Raw genomic sequence first — 16,161 nt, 5'->3', positions numbered from 1 at the left:
AGCAGGACTGTGAACCGACGAAGGAGACGGTGCGATGAGCGCAACGGTGTTCGTGACGGCCCCTCGCCTCGGCGAGTCGGGGGTGCATGCCCTCGCCGAGTCCGGCAGCAGGGTGATCTACCTTCCGGAAGGTGGCGGGCGGGCTGAGGTCGAGGAGATCCTGGCGCGCGAAGCGGTCGACGCCGTGATCTCCCGCACCGTCGAGCTGTCGGCCGAGGCGATCGAGTCGTGCCCGTCGCTTCGAGTCATCACGAAGCACGGCGTCGGCGTCGGCAACATCGACGTCGAAGCCGCGACTCGGCGCGGCATCCCGGTGCTCACCACACCGGGGGCGAACGCCCAGTCCGTCGCCGAGCTCACGATCGCGCTCATGTTCACCGCCGCCCGCAGAGTGTCCTGGATGGACGCGGAGATCCGGCAGGGCCGCTGGAGTCGAGCGCAGGATGGGCGGCAGCTGGCCGGCGCAACGCTCGGCCTCGTCGGGGCAGGACAGATCGGGCAGCGGGTCGCCCGCACCGCGGCGGCGACCGGCATGCGAGTGCTGGCCTTCGATCCCGGGCTCAGCCTCGACGCCCCCATCCCCGAGCTCACGATGGTCGGCACCCTCGAGGAACTGCTCGGCCAGGCTGACGTGCTGAGCCTCCACGTGCCACTCAACGAGCACACGCGCGGCCTCATCGGGGCCGCCCAGCTCGCCCTGCTGCCGGCAGACGCCATCGTGCTGAACACGGCCAGGGGCGAGATCGTCGACGAGCCAGCCCTCGTCGACGCGCTCCGCAGCGGACGGCTCTTCGCCGCGGGCCTCGACACCACCTGGGCTGAGCCCATCGAGCAGGACAACCCGCTGCTCGCCTGCCCGAACGTCGTCATCACGCCGCATGTCGGCGGCTCGACGCCTGCGGCACTCGAGGCGATGGCGCTGGCGGCCGCCCACAACGTGCTCGGCTACCTCGACGGCGCCATCCCGGACGCGCGCTCCTGCGCGAACCCCACCACCCTCTCGCCCGAACGGAGCACCGCATGACCCAGCAGGAACCCACCGAAGCACCCGCCTGGCCGACCGGCTACTTCATCGGCGAGCGCGCGCCAGAGCTGCCGGCTGCGCTGATCGACGCGTTCCGCGCCATCCCGGTCGCCGTCGCCGGCGACTGCCTCGGACGCTCCGTGGGAGCGCTCGGCCTCACCGCCTACCACGGCGACGCCCCCCTCTCGGGGCAGGCCGTGACCGTCAAGATCCGACCGGGCGACAACCTCATGATCCACAAGGCGATGATGGACGCCCACCCCGGCGATGTCATCGTGATCGAGGGCGGCGGCGACCTCAGCCAGGCGGTCATCGGCGGGCTCATCCGCACGTCAGCGCTCGCGAAGGGCCTCGGCGGCTTCGTCCTCGACGGAGCCCTGCGCGACGTCGCCGAGTGGCGGGAAGGCGGCATGCCCGCCTACGCACTCGGGCACACGCACCGCGGCCCCACGAAGGACGGCCCCGGCCAGATCAACGTGCCCGTCTCGATCGCGGGCCTCGTCGTGAACCCGGGCGACCTCATCCTCGGCGACCTCGACGGGGTGCTCGCCGTCCCGGCGCAGCGGGCGGAGTCGCTGCTGCACGACGCGCGTCGGCACCTGGAGCGGGAAGCCCGCATCCGCAAGCACAACGAGGACGGCACCTCCGACCCGGAGCGGTTCAACGCGCTCCTGCGCCAGAAGGGCCTCCCCGTCTGACCCGGTGCGCCCCCGACTGCCCCGCGAGGGGGCTTGTCAAGCGCCGCGGCCTCCCATGTGCGCCCGCGTACAGTGATCGGTCGGTCGCCGCGGCACCCCTGAGCCGCGGCAGAAGAGAGGCTCCCCCCGTGCGACGGTTCGACTGTGATGTGTGCGAGAACGAGGTCTTCTTCGACTCGGTGTCCTGTGAGCGATGCTCGTCCAAGCTGGGCTACGTGCTCGGCCTCGACGACGTGCTCGTCGAAGGGGGCACGGCGGCGGCGGATGCCGGACTGCGGCGCTGCAGCAACGCCGAGCTCGCCGGATGCACGTGGTTGACCGCGCAGGCCGGCGGGCTCTGCGAGAGCTGCCAGCTCACCCGCACCCGCCCCAGCGACGCCGACGCGAAGGGCCTGCGCCTCTTCCCGATCGCGGAGGAGTCGAAGCGGCACCTGGTGCGCGACCTCACCCGCCTCGGGTTCGCGACGCGCCCCAAGGAGAGCGGCGAGCCCGCCACGGTCGGCCAGACGCCCGTCTTCGACCTGCTGTCGAGCGTGTCGGAGAGCGTCACGATCGGCCACGCCAACGGCGTCATCACGATCGACCTCGCGGAGGGCGACGACAGCTACCGCGAGCAGGTCCGGCAGCGCCTCGCCGAGCCGTACCGCACCATGCTGGGGCACTTCCGCCACGAGAGCGGCCACTACTACGAGTGGCAGCTCGTCGAGCAGACCTCACGCATCGACGAGGCCAGGGAGCTGTTCGGCGACGAGCGCGCGGACTACCAGGCCGAGATCGACCGCCACTACGAGGAGGGCCCGCCGGAGAACTGGCGCAGCGACTACCTCAGCAGCTACGCGACGATGCACCCGTACGAGGACTTCGCGGAGACCTGGGCGCACTACCTGCACATCCAGGACACCCTCGAGACGGCCGTCGCGTTCGAGCTGCTGCCCGCGCCGGAGGCGGGCGCGTCCGCCCGCGACGTGGTCGTCGACAGCTGGATGCCGTTCGCGACCGCCATGAACGTCGTCAACCGCTCGCTCGGGCAGCGCGACCTCTACCCGTTCGTCCTGCCGGACAAGGTCATCGAGAAGCTCGCGTTCGTGCACTCGCTGCGCGACCCCGCGAGCACCTCGGGCTCGGCCGGCTGACGCATCCGCCCCGCAGCCGACGCCGACGCCGCCACTGCCGCCACCACCGCCGAATGGGTCACTTCCACCCCATTTCGGCGGCCGTTACGGGGTGAAAGCGACCCATTCGGCGACGATCGCGGCGTGCGTACGTGCCTTCGAAGACCCTGCCGAGCAGGTCCGTGTCCTCGCGAGCGCGACGAGCGGAGGCCCGGACGGTCTCACCCGCGCTCATCGAGGCACTTCGACGCACCTCGATGTAAGCGCCGAGTCGTGTCGGCGCAGCCACGCGGCGCTCAGCGGGTGATGGCGAGCTGGCCGATCGCGGTCACGGGGGCGACGCGGCCGTCAGACAGCTCGTACTGGCAGCCGACGATGCTCAGCGCGCCACTCGCGACGGCGTCGCTGATGACACGCGAGCTGCGCACGAGCGAGTTGATGGTCGAGTACAGGTGGCGGCGGCCGACGGCTTCCACGTCGATCTGCGCCTCGTCGACGTACGGGGTCGACTGGTCGCTCGTGAACCACTCCTCCTGCACGGAGGGCTGGATGCGCGCGAGCTCGTCCTTGATGGCGGGCGTCACGTCGCGCGGGTGCGCCGTGGTCTGGTTGATGGCGGCCTTCACCGCGCCGCAGGAGCCGTGCGCGAGCACCACGATGAGGGCCACGCCGAGCTCGGCGACGGCGAACTCCATGGTCGCGGTCGTGTTCTCGTTCGCGATCTGCCCCATGTTGCGGGCGACGAAGAGGTCACCGAGGCCGCAGTCGAAGAGGATCTCGGCGGCGACACGCGAGTCGGAGCAGCCGAGGAACGCGGCGTTCGGCGCCTGGCTGCCCGAGATCTCGGTGCGGCGCGCCGCGCTCTGCTGCGGGTGGAGGAGATCGCCCTTGATGAAGCGCTCGTTGCCCTGGACGAGGTCGTCCCACGCTTCCTGGGGAGTGACTCTTGCTGCCGTCATCGTTGCTCCTTCGTGCTGAAACCTGTGACTGCCGACGCGCATCCGGTGCCGGATGCGCGTGCCCCGTTCAAGGGCGCGGCGCCGTCCAAGCGTACTCACCCCCGAGACGTCCCTCTGCGCCGACTGGGACGCCCGGAGTCGACGCGCCACAGCGGATTCGATCGCGAACGTCCGCGGCCGGCCGGAAAATGTGAGAACGTCAGTTCCCAAGATCAGGGTTGATGGGAGGTGGCGCATGCGACGAGGACACAACCTGCTGGCCGTCGGCGACTACAACCAGGCCGTCATCCTCGACTTCATCCGCCGGGCCCCGGACGGGGTGAGCCGCGTCGAGGTCGCCCAGGCCAGCGGCCTCTCGGCCCAGACCGTGTCGAACGTCACCCGCCGCCTCATCGACGGGGGCCTCGTCCGGGAGGGCGAGCGCCTCATCACCGGGCCGGGCAAACCCCGCACCAGGCTGCGCCTCGACGCGACGAGCCGCTACGCCGTCGGCGTGCACCTCGACCCGACCGTCATCACCTACGCGGTCCTCGACCTCGCGGGTGCCGTCGTCGTCGACCACCGCACGCGCACCCCCACCGAGCCGGACCCCGGCGTCGTCATCGCCGACATGACGAGGGAGATCGCCGCGATCCTCGAGCGCGCCGGGATCCCCCGCGACCGGGTGCTCGGCGTTGGCATCGCGGCCCCCGGCCCGCTCGACTCGGCGCGCGGCGTGGTGCTCGACCCGCCCATGCTCGACGGCTGGGAGTCGGTGCCGCTGCGCGACGCCCTCAGCGAGGCCACCGGCTTCCCCGTGGTGCTCGAGAAGGACGTCACCGCTGCGGCCGTCGCCGAGCTCTGGCTCGACTCCGGCCCCCGCCGCGACAACTTCGCGTTCCTCTACTACGGCACCGGCATCGGCATCGGTCTCGTCGTCAACCACGAGGTGCTCCGCGGCGCGAGCGACAACGCCGGCGACCTCGGACACATCATGGTGCAGGCGGATGGCCCCGTCTGCTCGTGCGGTCGCCGCGGCTGCGTCGGCGAGCTCGTCGTCCCGCACCGCCTCGTGAAGCACGCCATCCGCATCGGCGCGCTCCCGGGCGAGGAGAGCGTCGACCGGTCCGACTTCGACGAGGTCGACCGGCTCTTCACGGAGTTCGCGGCGGCCGCCGTCCGCGGCCAGCCCCGCTCGATGGAGGTCATCGAGGCCGCGGCGACGCAGATCGCGCGCGCCCTCGTGAGCCTCATCAACCTGCTCGACATCGACACCGTCGTCTGCGGCGGGCCGTTCTGGCGCCGCATCGAGCCAGCGCTGCGCTCGCGCATCGAGGAGCTCGTCAACGCTGACGCGGCCCTCATCCCCCACCACCCGATCTTCGTCCCAAACTCCACGATCGGCGAGGACGTCGCCGCCGTCGGCGCCGGCTGCCTCGTGCTCGACCAGACCCTCGCGCCCCACACGTCGGCGCTCCTGATCTCGCGCTGAGCGCTGCCGGGTCGCACTCAGCTCGCACGTCCGGCTCACGCACCGGCCGCACGCCCCGAGGCCGTTCACCCGTGCCGTCGTCCGTGCCGTCAGCCTGCCGCCAGCCTGCCGTCAACCCTGCCGTGAACCCTCCCAGCCCCGGCCGCCGCATGGTGGCAAGAAGCTCTTGACATGAGTTAGTCCAATCGGTTTACTTATGGCAGGCCGAAGGCGCGACACCGATGTCGAGCCGCACGGAGAACGGTCGTGGAGCAAGGGAGCACCATGAAAAATCGCACACTCGGGGTCGTGGCACTCGCCGCCGCCTCTGTGCTCGCACTGTCCGCCTGCGCGGGCGGCGACTCGGGCGGAGGCGACTCGAACACCATCAAGGTCGCCTACCAGAAGTTCGGGCAGTTCACCCAGATGGACGACCACATGCAGAAGGTCAAGGCCGAGTACGAAGCGGCCAACGAGGGAATGACCGTCGAGCTCATCCCGATCGAGGCGCAGGAAGCCGACTACTTCGCGAAGCTCGCCCTCATGAACCGCTCCCCCGCCACCGCGCCGGACGTCATGTACGAGGACACGTTCATGGTCAAGACCGACGTCGAGGCCGGCTACCTCGCCCCGCTCGACGACTACGTCGCGAACTGGGCCGACTGGGAGCAGTTCCCCGAGAACGCCCGCCAGGCCGGACTCGGCGACGACGGCAAGGTGTACGGCATCCCGATGGGCACCGACACGCGCGCCCTCTGGTACAACCAGGACATCCTGAAGGCCGCCGGCGTGCAGGTGCCGTGGGAGCCGAAGACCTGGGACGACATCATCACGGCCGCGGAAGCCGTGAAGGCACACGACCCCAACATCCGCCCCTTCAACATCTACTCGGGCAAGGCCATGTCAGAAGGCGCCTCGATGCAGGGCTTCCAGATGCTCCTCACCGGCACGGAGGACGAGCTCTTCAACACCGACGAGCAGAAGTGGGTAACGGGCTCGCAGGGCTTCATCGACTCGCTCTCCTTCGTCGGCGACATCTACCAGGGCGGCCTCGGACCGACCCCGCAGGAGGCGCTCGACAAGAACGTCGGCACCAGCATCAACACCGAATGGATCCCGAACGGGCAGCTCGCGATGAGCCTCGACGGCTCCTGGGTGAGCGGCACCTGGCTCGACTCCGGCTCGAAGCCGTGGCCGGAATGGTCGGACGTCATGCAGGTCACGCCGATGCCGACGCAGGACGGCCAGGACCCGGGCGTCACGAGCATGTCCGGTGGATGGACCCTCGCCATGGGCGCCGGGACCAAGAACCCGGACGCGGCCTGGGACTTCATCAGCCTCGCCCTCAACCAGGAGAACGCGCTGAGCTACGACGTGGCAGCAAGCCAGGTGCCGGTGCGCACCGACGTCGCCGAAGCCCCCGAGTACACGGACGCCAACCCGACGTTCGGCTTCTTCGCGGACCTCGTGCCCGACACGAACTTCCGCCCAGCGAACTCCGACTACTCGCAGGTCTCCGCCGCGATCACGGTTGCCATGGAAGCCGTCATGACGGGTCAGCAGACACCAGAGGAAGCGGCCGCCGCCTACGACAAGGCCGTCATCGGCATCGTCGGCGAAGAGAACACGACGTCGGCGTCGAGCTGATGACCGCCACCCTCTCCCCCGTCTCGGGAGCGCCCCGCGCTCCCGAGACGGGGCGGCCCGCCCCCAAGAAGCGGAAGGCGCTGCAGCGGGTCACCCGCGGTGTGCCGCTGATCCCAGCGGTCGGACTCCTCGCCGTCTTCCTCCTCGGGCCCGTCATCTCGTCGTTCTACGGCTCGTTCACCAACTCCACGCTGAGCGGCGTCGGCGCCTCGAGCGCGGAGTTCGTCGGGTTCCAGAACTACCTCGACCTCTTCGCGAGCCCCGACTTCCCGAAGTCCGTGCTCATCACGCTCATCTTCCTCGTCGCCTCCGCGATCCTGGGGCAGAACGTGCTCGGTCTCGGCCTCGCCGTGCTCATGCAGTCGTCGAACAGGTTCGTGCGCAGCACCGTGAGCACCATCGTCGTGACCGCCTGGGTGCTGCCGGAGATCGTCGCCGCGTTCGCGGCCTACGCGTTCTTCAGCGATGCGGGCACGCTCAACACGATGCTCGCCGCGATCGGCATCACCGGCCCCAACTGGCTCTACACGCTCCCCCTGCTGAGCGTGATCCTCGCCAACACGTGGCGCGGCACCGCCTTCTCGATGCTCGTCTACCGGGCAGCCCTCAACGACGTCCCACCGGAGATCACCGAGGCGGCCGAGGTCGACGGCGCGCGAGGCTGGCAGCGCTTCACGCTCATCACGCTGCCCATGATCCGCCGCAGCATCTCGACGAACCTCATGCTCACGACCCTGCAGACGCTCTCGGTCTTCGCGCTCATCTTCGTGATGACCAACGGCGGACCGGGCACCGACAGCACGACCCTGCCGCTGCTCGCCTACCAGGAGGCGTTCCGCTTCGGCCAGCTCGGCTTCGGCACCGCCATCGCCACGATGCTGCTGCTTGTCGGCGCGCTGTTCTCGGTCGCCTACATCAGGGCGCTCAAACCGGAGGTGGACTGATCATGTCAACCAACACGTCCGTGGCCGCGGGTGACCCCGCCGTCACGACCAGGTCCATCGCGACGGGCGGCCACCACGTCGAGACGAGCATGGCGGCCCCTCGGGGGCGCGCGATGCGCTGGTTCGCGAACATCGTGCTCAGCGTCATCGGCGTCATCTTCCTGCTCCCCCTCGTCTGGCTCCTCCTGGCGTCGTTCGACTCGACCGCGTCCCTGTCGGTGAAGTGGCCGGAGGCACCGTCGCTCGACAACTTCCTCGCCGTCCTCACCCCGGAGATCTCCCTCATCCCGCTCTGGAACAGCCTCGTGCTGTCCGGCGGATGCGCGATCGTCACGGTGCTCGCAGCGATCCTCGCCGCGTATCCGCTCTCCCGCTACAAGTCGCGCATCAACAAGCCGTTCCTGTACGGGGTGCTGTTCGGGACCTGCCTGCCGATCACCGCGATGATGGTGCCCGTCTACGCCCTGTTCGTGGCGTTCAACCTCATCGACAACATGTTCGGCACCATCCTGTTCCTCGCCGCGACCTCGCTGCCCATGGCGATCTGGATGATGAAGAACTTCATGGACTCGGTGCCCGTCTCCCTCGAGGAGGCGGCCTGGACGGACGGCGCCTCGGCCATGGCGACCCTGCGGCTCATCGTCGTGCCGCTCATGCGCCCCGGCATCGCCGTCGTGTTCATCTTCGTGTTCATCCAGACGTGGGGGAACTTCTTCATCCCCTTCATCCTGCTGCTGAGCCCCGACAAGCTGCCCGCCGCGGTGAGCATCTTCTCGTTCTTCGGCCAGTACGGCGCGGTCGCCTACGGCCAGCTCGCCGCGTTCTCACTCCTCTACTCCCTGCCGGTCCTGGCCCTGTACGTGCTCGTGTCCCGCCTCGGCGGCGGCTCGTTCGCGCTCGCCGGCGCCGTCAAGGGCTGATCCACGACTTCCAACGTCTCCTTCAACGCAGAAAGGCGCTTCATGCCTGATCCCACCCAGTTCGTCGACCTCCGCATCCGCCGGTTCGTGTCCGAACGACTCACCCCAGCCATCTACCGCGAGCGCGAACAGCTCACCGTCACCTCCTGGGACGTTCCGGGCGAGCCCGTGCCGTTCGCTGAGGCGGTCACCCAGCAGTTCACGCCCTTCCGGGTCGGTGACGAGTGGAGCCGCCCGTGGGGAACCACGTGGTTCCACATCACCGGCACCGTCCCAGCCGACTGGGAGATGACGGATGCACGCGTCGAGGTGCTCGTCGACCTCGGCTTCGTGAGCGGCCACCCCGGCTTCCAGGCCGAGGGCCTCGTCTGGACCCCGGAAGGCCACATCCTGAAGGCCATCGAGCCCCGCAACACGGCGGTGCCGCTGAAGATCGGCCCAGGCGACCGCATCGACCTCTACATCGAGGCGGCGTCGAACCCGGACGTGCAGGGCGAGTCGGTCTACGCGCCCACCCCCATGGGCGACCTCGCCACCTCCGGCGACGCCCCCATCTACCGCACTCGGGTGCTCGACATCGGCCTGCGCGACGTGCCCGTGTGGGAGCTGGCGCAGGACGTGTGGACCCTCGACGGCCTGTGGCGCGAGCTCGGCGAGGAGACACCCAGGCGTGCGGAGATCCTCCGCGGGCTCGAGCGTCTCATCGACACCCTCGACCCCGACGACATCTCCAGCACGGCGAAGGCCGGCCGCGAGGTGCTCGCTCCCCTGCTCGCCTCCCCCGCCTACGCGAGCGCCCACCACGTGGTCGCCGTCGGCCACGCGCACATCGACTCGGCCTGGCTGTGGCCGGTGCGCGAGACGATCCGCAAGTGCGCGCGCACCTTCTCCAACGTGCTCTCGCTCATGGACGAGAACGACGACTTCCTGTTCGCCTGCTCGTCGGCGCAGCAGTTCGCGTGGATGAAGGAGCACTACCCGGACCTGTTCGAGCGCATCAAGGTGCGAGTCCTCGAGGGGCGCTTCGTGCCCGTCGGCGGCATGTGGGTGGAGTCGGACACGAACCTGCCGGGCGGCGAGGCCATGGCCCGCCAGTTCGTGGCGGGCAAGGGCTTCTTCATCCGCGAGTTCGGCATCGAGCCGCCCGAGGTGTGGCTGCCCGACTCCTTCGGCTACTCGGCCGCGCTCCCCCAGATCGTCAAGGCCGCCGGCTCGAAGTACTTCCTCACGCAGAAGCCGTCGTGGAACGAGACGAACGTCATGCCGCACCACACCTTCAACTGGGAGGGCATCGACGGCTCGCAGGTGTTCACGCACTTCCCGCCCGTCGCCACCTACAACTCGGTGCTCTCGCAGGAGGAGCTGCACAAGGCGCAGCGCGACTACAAGGAGAAGGGCGAAGCCAACTCCTCCCTCGTGCCGTTCGGCTACGGCAACGGCGGCGGAGGCCCGACCCGCGAGATGATCGCGGCCGCGGAGCGCACCCGCGACCTCGAAGGCTCGCCGACGGTCGAGATGACGAGCCCGCAGGCGTTCTTCGAGCAGGCCGAGGCCGAGCTCGAGCAGCCGCCCGTCTGGTCCGGCGAGATCTACCTCGAGTTCCACCGTGGCACCTACACGTCGCAGGCGCGCACGAAGCGCGGCAACCGCCGCAGCGAGCACCTGTTGCGCGAGGCGGAGCTGTGGGCGAGTGCGGCGACGATCCGCACGGGCGCCGCGTACCCGTACGCGGAGCTCGAGTCGGCCTGGCAGACGGTGCTCCTGCAGCAGTTCCACGACATCCTTCCCGGCTCCTCCATCGCCTGGGTGCACCAGGTCGCCGAGGAGCACTACGAGCGGGTCGCGGGTGAGCTCGAGACGCTCATCTCGTCGGCGCTCGGCTCGCTGACGGGCGCCGGAGAGACGGCGCTGCTCGCGAACGCCGGACCGTACGCGGTGGATGGCGTGCCCGCGCTCGGTGGTGGCGCATCCGGTGCCGCCTCGGGTGCCGCCCCGCACGGTGGCCCGGTGACGCTCACGCGCTCCGGTGACACCCTGGTGCTCGACAACTCGCTGGTGCGCGTAACGATCGACGCGGACGGTCTCGTGTCGTCGCTCTTCGACGTCGCCGCGGATCGCGAGCTGGTTCCGGCCGGCGAGCGCGCCGCCGAGCTGTGGATCTACCGCGACACCCCAGCCCAGTGGGATGCGTGGGACATCGACGTGCACTACCAGCGCCACGGCCGCCCGATCCGCTCGGTCGACTCGATCGAGGTCGTCTCGGAGGACGCGGACCGGGTCGTCGTGCGTGTGTCGCGCTCGCACGGCTCGAGCACCTTCGTGCAGGAGCTGTCGCTGGGCGCCGGGCGTCCGACGCTCGACCTGACGACGGATGTCGACTGGCAGGAGCGCCAGAAGCTCCTCAAGCTGGCGTTCCCACTGGATGTGCACGCGGAGCGGTCGTCGTCCGAGATCCAGTTCGGGCACGTCAACCGCCCCATCCACCGCAACACGTCGTGGGACGTCGCACGGTTCGAGACGAGCGCACACCGTTGGGTGCACGTCGGGGAGACCGGCTACGGGGTCGCCGTCGCGAACGACTCGACGTACGGGCACGACGTGACCCGCACGACCCGCGAATCCGGTGGCACGACCACCCTCGTGCGGGAGTCGCTGCTGCGGGCTCCCACCTTCCCGGACCCGCACGCCGACCAGGGCCGGCACGTGCTCCGCACCTCGGTGCGAGTGGGTGCGGATGTGCTGGACGCGGCCGCCGAGGGCTACCGGCTCAACGTCGCACCGCGCGCCGTGACCGGAGCCGCTGCGATCGAGCCGCTGCTGACGGTCGACGACCCGGCCGTCGTGGTTGAGGCCGTGAAGCTGGCGGAGGACCAGAGCGGCGACGTCGTCGTCCGCCTGTATGAGGCTCGCGGTGCGAAGGCTCGGGCCACGGTGACGCCCGGGTTCGCGTTCGAGTCGGTCGCTGAGACCGACCTGCTCGAACGCGACGTCGACCAGACGGCGATCGTGGATGCCGAGGGGGCCCTGGCCCTGTCGGTGCGCCCGTTCCAGCTGGTCACGCTCCGCTTCCGTGGGGTGTCGGCGCTGCGCTGACAACTGGGGAGACCGGGCGGGCAGACTGCGCTGCCTGCCCGGTCGGACGCTGTGGCGAACCGCACCCGCGGACTCCTGGGTGCCGGTTCGCCACAGCTGTGTCTGCGGGTACCTGCGTCTGCGGGCGCCTGCGTCTGCGGGCGCCTGCGTCTGCGGGCGCCTGCGTCTGCGGGCGCCTGCGTCTGCGGGCGCCTGCGCGCTCCTCGGGCTCTCTCGCGCTGTCGGCCTTCCTCTCGCTCCCTTTCGCGCTCCCCCACTGTCCCGGCGCCAAAGTTGTGGGTAAGTGCGCTCGCGAAGCACCGCAACCGCACTTGGCCACACCGCTGCCGTCAAAGGCGGCCGCTCGGACTCCCGTGCCGCTCGGGACCCTCCGCTCGGGCTCCCGGCATCTCGGGCCCCTGCCGATCGGCTCCCGGCTTCTCGCCCCTCGAGCTCTCCCGCGCAGTCTCTCTCAGCCCCTCCCCCGCAGCCTCCTTCGCGGCCCCTCGCTCTCCGTCCCGGCGCCAAAGTTGTGGGTAAGTGCGCTCGCGAAGCACCGCAACCGCACTTCGCCACACCGCTGCCGTCAAAGGCGGCCGCTCGGATTCCCGTGCCGCTCGGAGCCCGCAGCATCCCGGTTCTTCCCAGGGGGACCGGCGTTAGATGGATGGCGGAGCGCGCAGCCCCGACGCGCGCAGGAATGAGCGACGATGCCCACCTTCACGAACATCCATCACCTCGCGGTGACCGTCCGCGACCTCGAGACGAGCGTCGCCTTCTACGAGCAGGTCTTCGGTTTCGCCCCGGCGACCGAGATCGACGACGAATCGCTGCACCGCAAGCTGTTCGCACTGCCGGGCGGCACGAACCTCGGACTCACGCAGCACGACGGCGGTACTGACGGGGCGAGTGGCGGAGGGTTCTCGCCGTTCTCGCCGGGACTCGATCACATCGGGCTCACCGTCGAGAGCCGTGACGAGCTCGAGGCGTGGGCAAGCCACCTGAGCGAGCACGGTATCGAGCACAGCGGCATCGTCGAGGCGCCGTATGGCTACGCGCTGAGCTTCAAGGACCCCGACCAGATCGCGCTGGAGTTCTTCGTCTCGAAGTAGGTGCCGCGCTAGCGCCTCCGGCGACAGCTCCCCCGCAGAGAGTTGTGGCTCGGTGCACCTGCTGAGCACCGCAACCGCACCAAGCCACAACGCTGCGAGCATCCTGCACCACTGCGCGCCGGGCACCACCGCAGAGTTGTGGCAAAACGCTCCTCGCAAGCACCGCAACCGCACCAAGCCACAACCCTGCGTGCGGGGACACGCACTCGCCCGCGCAACGCGCGCCCGACCGCACACCGAGGCTGGCTCACCCCGCACCGGATACCGCGCCCGCACCGCCGCGCACCCGGCACCACCGCAGAGTTGTGGCAAAACGCTCCTTGGGAGCTCCGCAACCGCACCCAGCCACAACCCTGCACACCTCCTGCACCACTGCGCGCCGGACACCACCGCAGAGTTGTGGGCAAACGCTCCTCGCAAGCACCGCAACCGCACCAAGCCACAACCCTGCGCGCGGGGACCCGCACTCGCCCGCCCAACGCGTGCCCGCACCGCCGCGCCCCGGCGCCATCGCAGAGTTGTGGGGAAGTGCTCCTTGGGGGCTCCGCGACCGCACCAAGCCACAACCCTGTGTACGTCCCGGCACGCGCCGACCGACACGCACCGGACCAGGCATCGGACCAGGCGCCGAGGCCGGCTCACCCCGCGCAGTCGCGCACCAGACCGGACGCCACGCCCCGCTCACCCCGCTCACCCAGTAGCGCCGCAGAGTTGTGGCAAGACGCTCCTCGGGAGCTCCGCGACCGCACCAAGCCACAACCCTGCGCGCGTCCCGGCGCGTCCCCGCTTGCGCCAGCGGGCCCCAGCGGGCGCCAGCTCGCGCCAGCGGGCCCCAGCGGGCGCCAGCGCGCTCAGGAGGGCAGCAGCATCGAGAGGGTGAGGCTCCAGACGCAGATGAAGGCGAGCATCCCGAGGCTGTAGCCGATGGAGCTGCGGAGGATCTCTCCCTCGCGGCCCGAGAGACCGACTGCGCCCGCGGCGATGGCGATCGACTGCGGCGAGATGACCTTCGCCGTCGTGCCGCCTGCCGTGTTGGCGGCGACGAGCAGCGAGGGCGCGACGCCGATGCGTCCGGCCGTCGCGACCTGCAGGGGCCCGAAGAGCGTGTTGTTGTTGACGACCGATCCGGTGAGGAACACGCCGAGCCACCCGATGATGGGCGCGAGGAGCGGGAAGACGGGGCCGACGGCGGCGAGCGCGCTGCCGATGCTCGCGGAGCCGCCCGAGTAGTTCGCGATGTTCGCGAGCACGAGGATGAGCGCGATGAGCACCAGCGCCTGCCAGAGCTCGCGGAACGTGGCGGCGAGCTGCCCCCACAGGTCTGCGGCCTTGAGGCTCGGCGTCGTGAGGAACGACACGATGACGGCGAGCAGGATGGCGGTGCCGGTGGCGCTGATGGGGGCGAAGTCCCAGGTGGTCGCGACGGGGTCACCGCTCGAGAGCGCGATCTCGCCGGTCAGGCCCGGAATCGGGAACTTGATGACCGCGGCGGCGAGCGGCCCGTCGACGGCGAAGAGCTGCTTGAACGCGGGGATGCTCCACACGAGGATGAGGCCCGTGAGGATGTAGAAGGGGCTCCAGGCGACCGCGATCTCGCGCACGCTGTGACGTTCCACGGCCGGCGCCTCCCCTCCGCCTTCGCGGAAGATGCGCTTCGGCTGCCAGACGCGGCCGAACACGAAGAGCGCGAGCATCGCCGCGAGGCCCGACCCGAGGTCGGCGAGTTCCGGCCCGAGGAACCACAGCACGGACGCCTGCACGCCGCTGAAGACGACGCTCACGACGAGGGTCGCCGGCCAGGTCTCGCGGAGGCCGCGCCAGCCGTCGAGGATCATGACGAGCAGGAACGGCACGAGGAATGTGAGGGGCTGCAGGAGCAGCATCATCATGCGGGACATCTCGAGCACCTCGACGCCGGCCACCTGCGCGCCGACGATCACGGGGATGCCGATCGCGCCGTATGCTCCCGCCGCGACGTTCGCGACGAGGGACAGCATGGCGGCCTTCACCGGCTTGAAGCCGAGCTGCACGAGGAGGGCCGCGCAGATCGCGATCGGCACCCCGAAGCCCGCCGCGCCCTCGAGGAACGCGCCGAACGCGAAGCTGATGAGCAGCACCTGGATGCGCTGATCCGGCGAGATGCCCGAGATGGAGGCGCGGATCACGTCGAAGCGTCCGCTCGCGACGGCGAGGCGATACAGCCAGACGGCCATGACGATGATGTACGCGATGGGCCAGATGGCGGTGAGGACGCCGAGGAGCCCCGACCCTGCGACGGCGGTCCCCGGCATCCCGAACGCGACGAGCGCCACGAGGATCTCGGCGACGACGGCGATGCTGGCGGCGAGGATGCCCTTCATCTTGAGCGCCGTGAGGCAGATGAAGAAGATGGCGATCGGGATCACGGCGACGAGCGCCGACAGCCAGGGATTTCCGAACGGGTCGATGTCCTGCATCCACATGAGAAGCTCCGTCCATCGTGAGGTCGAGAGCGCTGGGGAGCGTGCGCTGGTCTCTGCTCGTCACAGTAGCGGGCATGGGTCTCGCGGGGCGAGCGTTTCGCCGGCGAAGTGCCGCCCGATCTGCTGCCGCCGCCTCGGCCCCGGCCTCTGCGTTCGCCGCATTCGCCGCGCCCGGCGCTGAGCTGTCACCGCATCCACTGTTTCGCTCGGCCCTGCTGCGAGAGACTGCGCTCATGACGCGAATCGTGGCAGTTCTCGGAGACATCACTGAGCAGGCCGTCGACGCGGTCGTGAACGCGGCCAACAACGGGATGCGCGGGGGCGGCGGGGTCGACGGCGCCATCCACCGTGCGGGCGGCCCCGAGGTGCTCCGTGACTGCGTAGCAAGGTTCCCCGACGGCCTTGCGACCGGGGATGCCGGATATACGACCGCCGGGGAGCTGCCAGCCCGATGGGTCATCCACACCGTCGGGCCCGACTACGGCTCGGGCCAGCGCGATCGCACGCTGCTCACCTCCTGCTACCGGCGCTCGCTCGAGGTCGCCGACGAGCTCGGCGCCACCTCGGTCGCGTTCCCTCTCGTCAGCGCCGGCATCTACGCCTGGCCGCTCGGGGACGCGATCGCCGCCGCCATCGACACCATCTCGGGCTCGGGGTCGCAGGTCGAGGAAGTGCGCATCGTCGTGCGCGACCCCGAGGTCCTCGCCCGAGTGGAGCGCGAGCTTCGCGATCGCGCCGCTGACGCCTGACGCCCTTCCTAG

At 70.0% G+C, this 16,161-nt stretch carries 12 protein-coding genes; 10 read left to right on the top strand and 2 right to left on the bottom strand.

Annotated elements, in window-relative coordinates:
- The first annotated feature begins 34 nt into the window (after positions 1 to 34).
- The 3 genes from C5E07_RS03385 to C5E07_RS03375 all read left to right on the top strand — a co-directional run bounded on the left by C5E07_RS03385 (position 35) and on the right by C5E07_RS03375 (position 2,855).
- The gene (locus tag C5E07_RS03385; RefSeq protein ID WP_104298443.1) at positions 35 to 1,024 is read left to right on the top strand and encodes a hydroxyacid dehydrogenase; all 990 of its coding nucleotides are present in this window, start codon (positions 35 to 37) and stop codon (positions 1,022 to 1,024) included.
- Positions 1,021 to 1,722 (top strand): RraA family protein, encoded by a 702-nt coding sequence (locus tag C5E07_RS03380; RefSeq protein WP_104240570.1) that lies wholly within the window; start codon positions 1,021 to 1,023, stop codon positions 1,720 to 1,722. Before C5E07_RS03385 ends, C5E07_RS03380 begins: the two co-directional genes overlap by 4 nt.
- Positions 1,723 to 1,850: 128 nt before the next feature.
- The gene (locus C5E07_RS03375) at positions 1,851 to 2,855 is read left to right on the top strand and encodes a putative zinc-binding metallopeptidase (protein ID WP_104298442.1); all 1,005 of its coding nucleotides are present in this window, start codon (positions 1,851 to 1,853) and stop codon (positions 2,853 to 2,855) included.
- A 275-nt stretch (positions 2,856 to 3,130) separates the two neighbouring features.
- Here C5E07_RS03375 and C5E07_RS03370 read toward each other — a convergent pair whose 3' ends face one another.
- Positions 3,131 to 3,793, bottom strand: a complete 663-nt coding sequence (locus C5E07_RS03370; RefSeq protein WP_104240568.1) for a carbonic anhydrase — start codon at positions 3,791 to 3,793, stop codon at positions 3,131 to 3,133.
- A 235-nt stretch (positions 3,794 to 4,028) separates the two neighbouring features.
- Here C5E07_RS03370 and C5E07_RS03365 point away from each other — a divergent pair, with 235 nt between their 5' ends.
- The 6 genes from C5E07_RS03365 to C5E07_RS03340 all read left to right on the top strand — a co-directional run bounded on the left by C5E07_RS03365 (position 4,029) and on the right by C5E07_RS03340 (position 12,938).
- Positions 4,029 to 5,264 (top strand): ROK family transcriptional regulator, encoded by a 1,236-nt coding sequence (locus tag C5E07_RS03365; RefSeq protein ID WP_104298441.1) that lies wholly within the window; start codon positions 4,029 to 4,031, stop codon positions 5,262 to 5,264.
- Positions 5,265 to 5,528: 264 nt separating this feature from the next.
- Entirely contained in the window at positions 5,529 to 6,890 is a 1,362-nt protein-coding gene (locus tag C5E07_RS03360) for an extracellular solute-binding protein (protein ID WP_104298440.1), read from the top strand.
- Complete coding sequence (locus C5E07_RS03355; protein WP_104298439.1) at positions 6,890 to 7,834, top strand: carbohydrate ABC transporter permease; 945 nt, start codon at positions 6,890 to 6,892, stop codon at positions 7,832 to 7,834. Before C5E07_RS03360 ends, C5E07_RS03355 begins: the two co-directional genes overlap by 1 nt.
- 89 nt (positions 7,835 to 7,923) lie before the next feature.
- A complete protein-coding gene (locus C5E07_RS03350; protein ID WP_104298514.1) occupies positions 7,924 to 8,754 on the top strand; it encodes a carbohydrate ABC transporter permease in 831 nt (276 codons plus the stop codon).
- Positions 8,755 to 8,796: 42 nt separating this feature from the next.
- Complete coding sequence (locus tag C5E07_RS03345) at positions 8,797 to 11,847, top strand: glycoside hydrolase family 38 C-terminal domain-containing protein (protein ID WP_104298438.1); 3,051 nt, start codon at positions 8,797 to 8,799, stop codon at positions 11,845 to 11,847.
- A gap of 689 nt (positions 11,848 to 12,536) precedes the next feature.
- Complete coding sequence (locus tag C5E07_RS03340) at positions 12,537 to 12,938, top strand: VOC family protein (protein ID WP_104298437.1); 402 nt, start codon at positions 12,537 to 12,539, stop codon at positions 12,936 to 12,938.
- An 851-nt stretch (positions 12,939 to 13,789) separates the two neighbouring features.
- Here the strand turns inward: C5E07_RS03340 and C5E07_RS03335 are convergent.
- The gene (locus C5E07_RS03335; RefSeq protein ID WP_104298436.1) at positions 13,790 to 15,400 is read right to left on the bottom strand and encodes an L-lactate permease; all 1,611 of its coding nucleotides are present in this window, start codon (positions 15,398 to 15,400) and stop codon (positions 13,790 to 13,792) included.
- Positions 15,401 to 15,633: 233 nt separating this feature from the next.
- Here C5E07_RS03335 and C5E07_RS03330 point away from each other — a divergent pair, with 233 nt between their 5' ends.
- Complete coding sequence (locus C5E07_RS03330; RefSeq protein ID WP_104298435.1) at positions 15,634 to 16,149, top strand: O-acetyl-ADP-ribose deacetylase; 516 nt, start codon at positions 15,634 to 15,636, stop codon at positions 16,147 to 16,149.
- The last annotated feature ends 12 nt before the right edge of the window (positions 16,150 to 16,161 follow it).

Source organism: Pseudoclavibacter sp. RFBJ3, from assembly GCF_002931375.1.
Taxonomy (GTDB): Bacteria; Actinomycetota; Actinomycetes; order Actinomycetales; family Microbacteriaceae; genus Pseudoclavibacter.
The sequence above is the reverse complement of the archived record's forward strand: the minus strand, read 5'-3'. Positions and strand labels throughout refer to the sequence as shown.

Coding starts and splice junctions, on each gene's coding strand:
- C5E07_RS03385 (WP_104298443.1), top strand. CDS start 35: ATGAGCGCAACGGTGTTCGTGACGGCCCCTCGCCTCGGCGAGTCGGGG.
- C5E07_RS03380 (WP_104240570.1), top strand. CDS start 1,021: ATGACCCAGCAGGAACCCACCGAAGCACCCGCCTGGCCGACCGGCTAC.
- C5E07_RS03370 (WP_104240568.1), bottom strand. CDS start 3,793: ATGACGGCAGCAAGAGTCACTCCCCAGGAAGCGTGGGACGACCTCGTC.
- C5E07_RS03365 (WP_104298441.1), top strand. CDS start 4,029: ATGCGACGAGGACACAACCTGCTGGCCGTCGGCGACTACAACCAGGCC.
- C5E07_RS03360 (WP_104298440.1), top strand. CDS start 5,529: ATGAAAAATCGCACACTCGGGGTCGTGGCACTCGCCGCCGCCTCTGTG.
- C5E07_RS03355 (WP_104298439.1), top strand. CDS start 6,890: ATGACCGCCACCCTCTCCCCCGTCTCGGGAGCGCCCCGCGCTCCCGAG.
- C5E07_RS03350 (WP_104298514.1), top strand. CDS start 7,924: ATGGCGGCCCCTCGGGGGCGCGCGATGCGCTGGTTCGCGAACATCGTG.
- C5E07_RS03345 (WP_104298438.1), top strand. CDS start 8,797: ATGCCTGATCCCACCCAGTTCGTCGACCTCCGCATCCGCCGGTTCGTG.
- C5E07_RS03340 (WP_104298437.1), top strand. CDS start 12,537: ATGCCCACCTTCACGAACATCCATCACCTCGCGGTGACCGTCCGCGAC.
- C5E07_RS03335 (WP_104298436.1), bottom strand. CDS start 15,400: ATGTGGATGCAGGACATCGACCCGTTCGGAAATCCCTGGCTGTCGGCG.
- C5E07_RS03330 (WP_104298435.1), top strand. CDS start 15,634: ATGACGCGAATCGTGGCAGTTCTCGGAGACATCACTGAGCAGGCCGTC.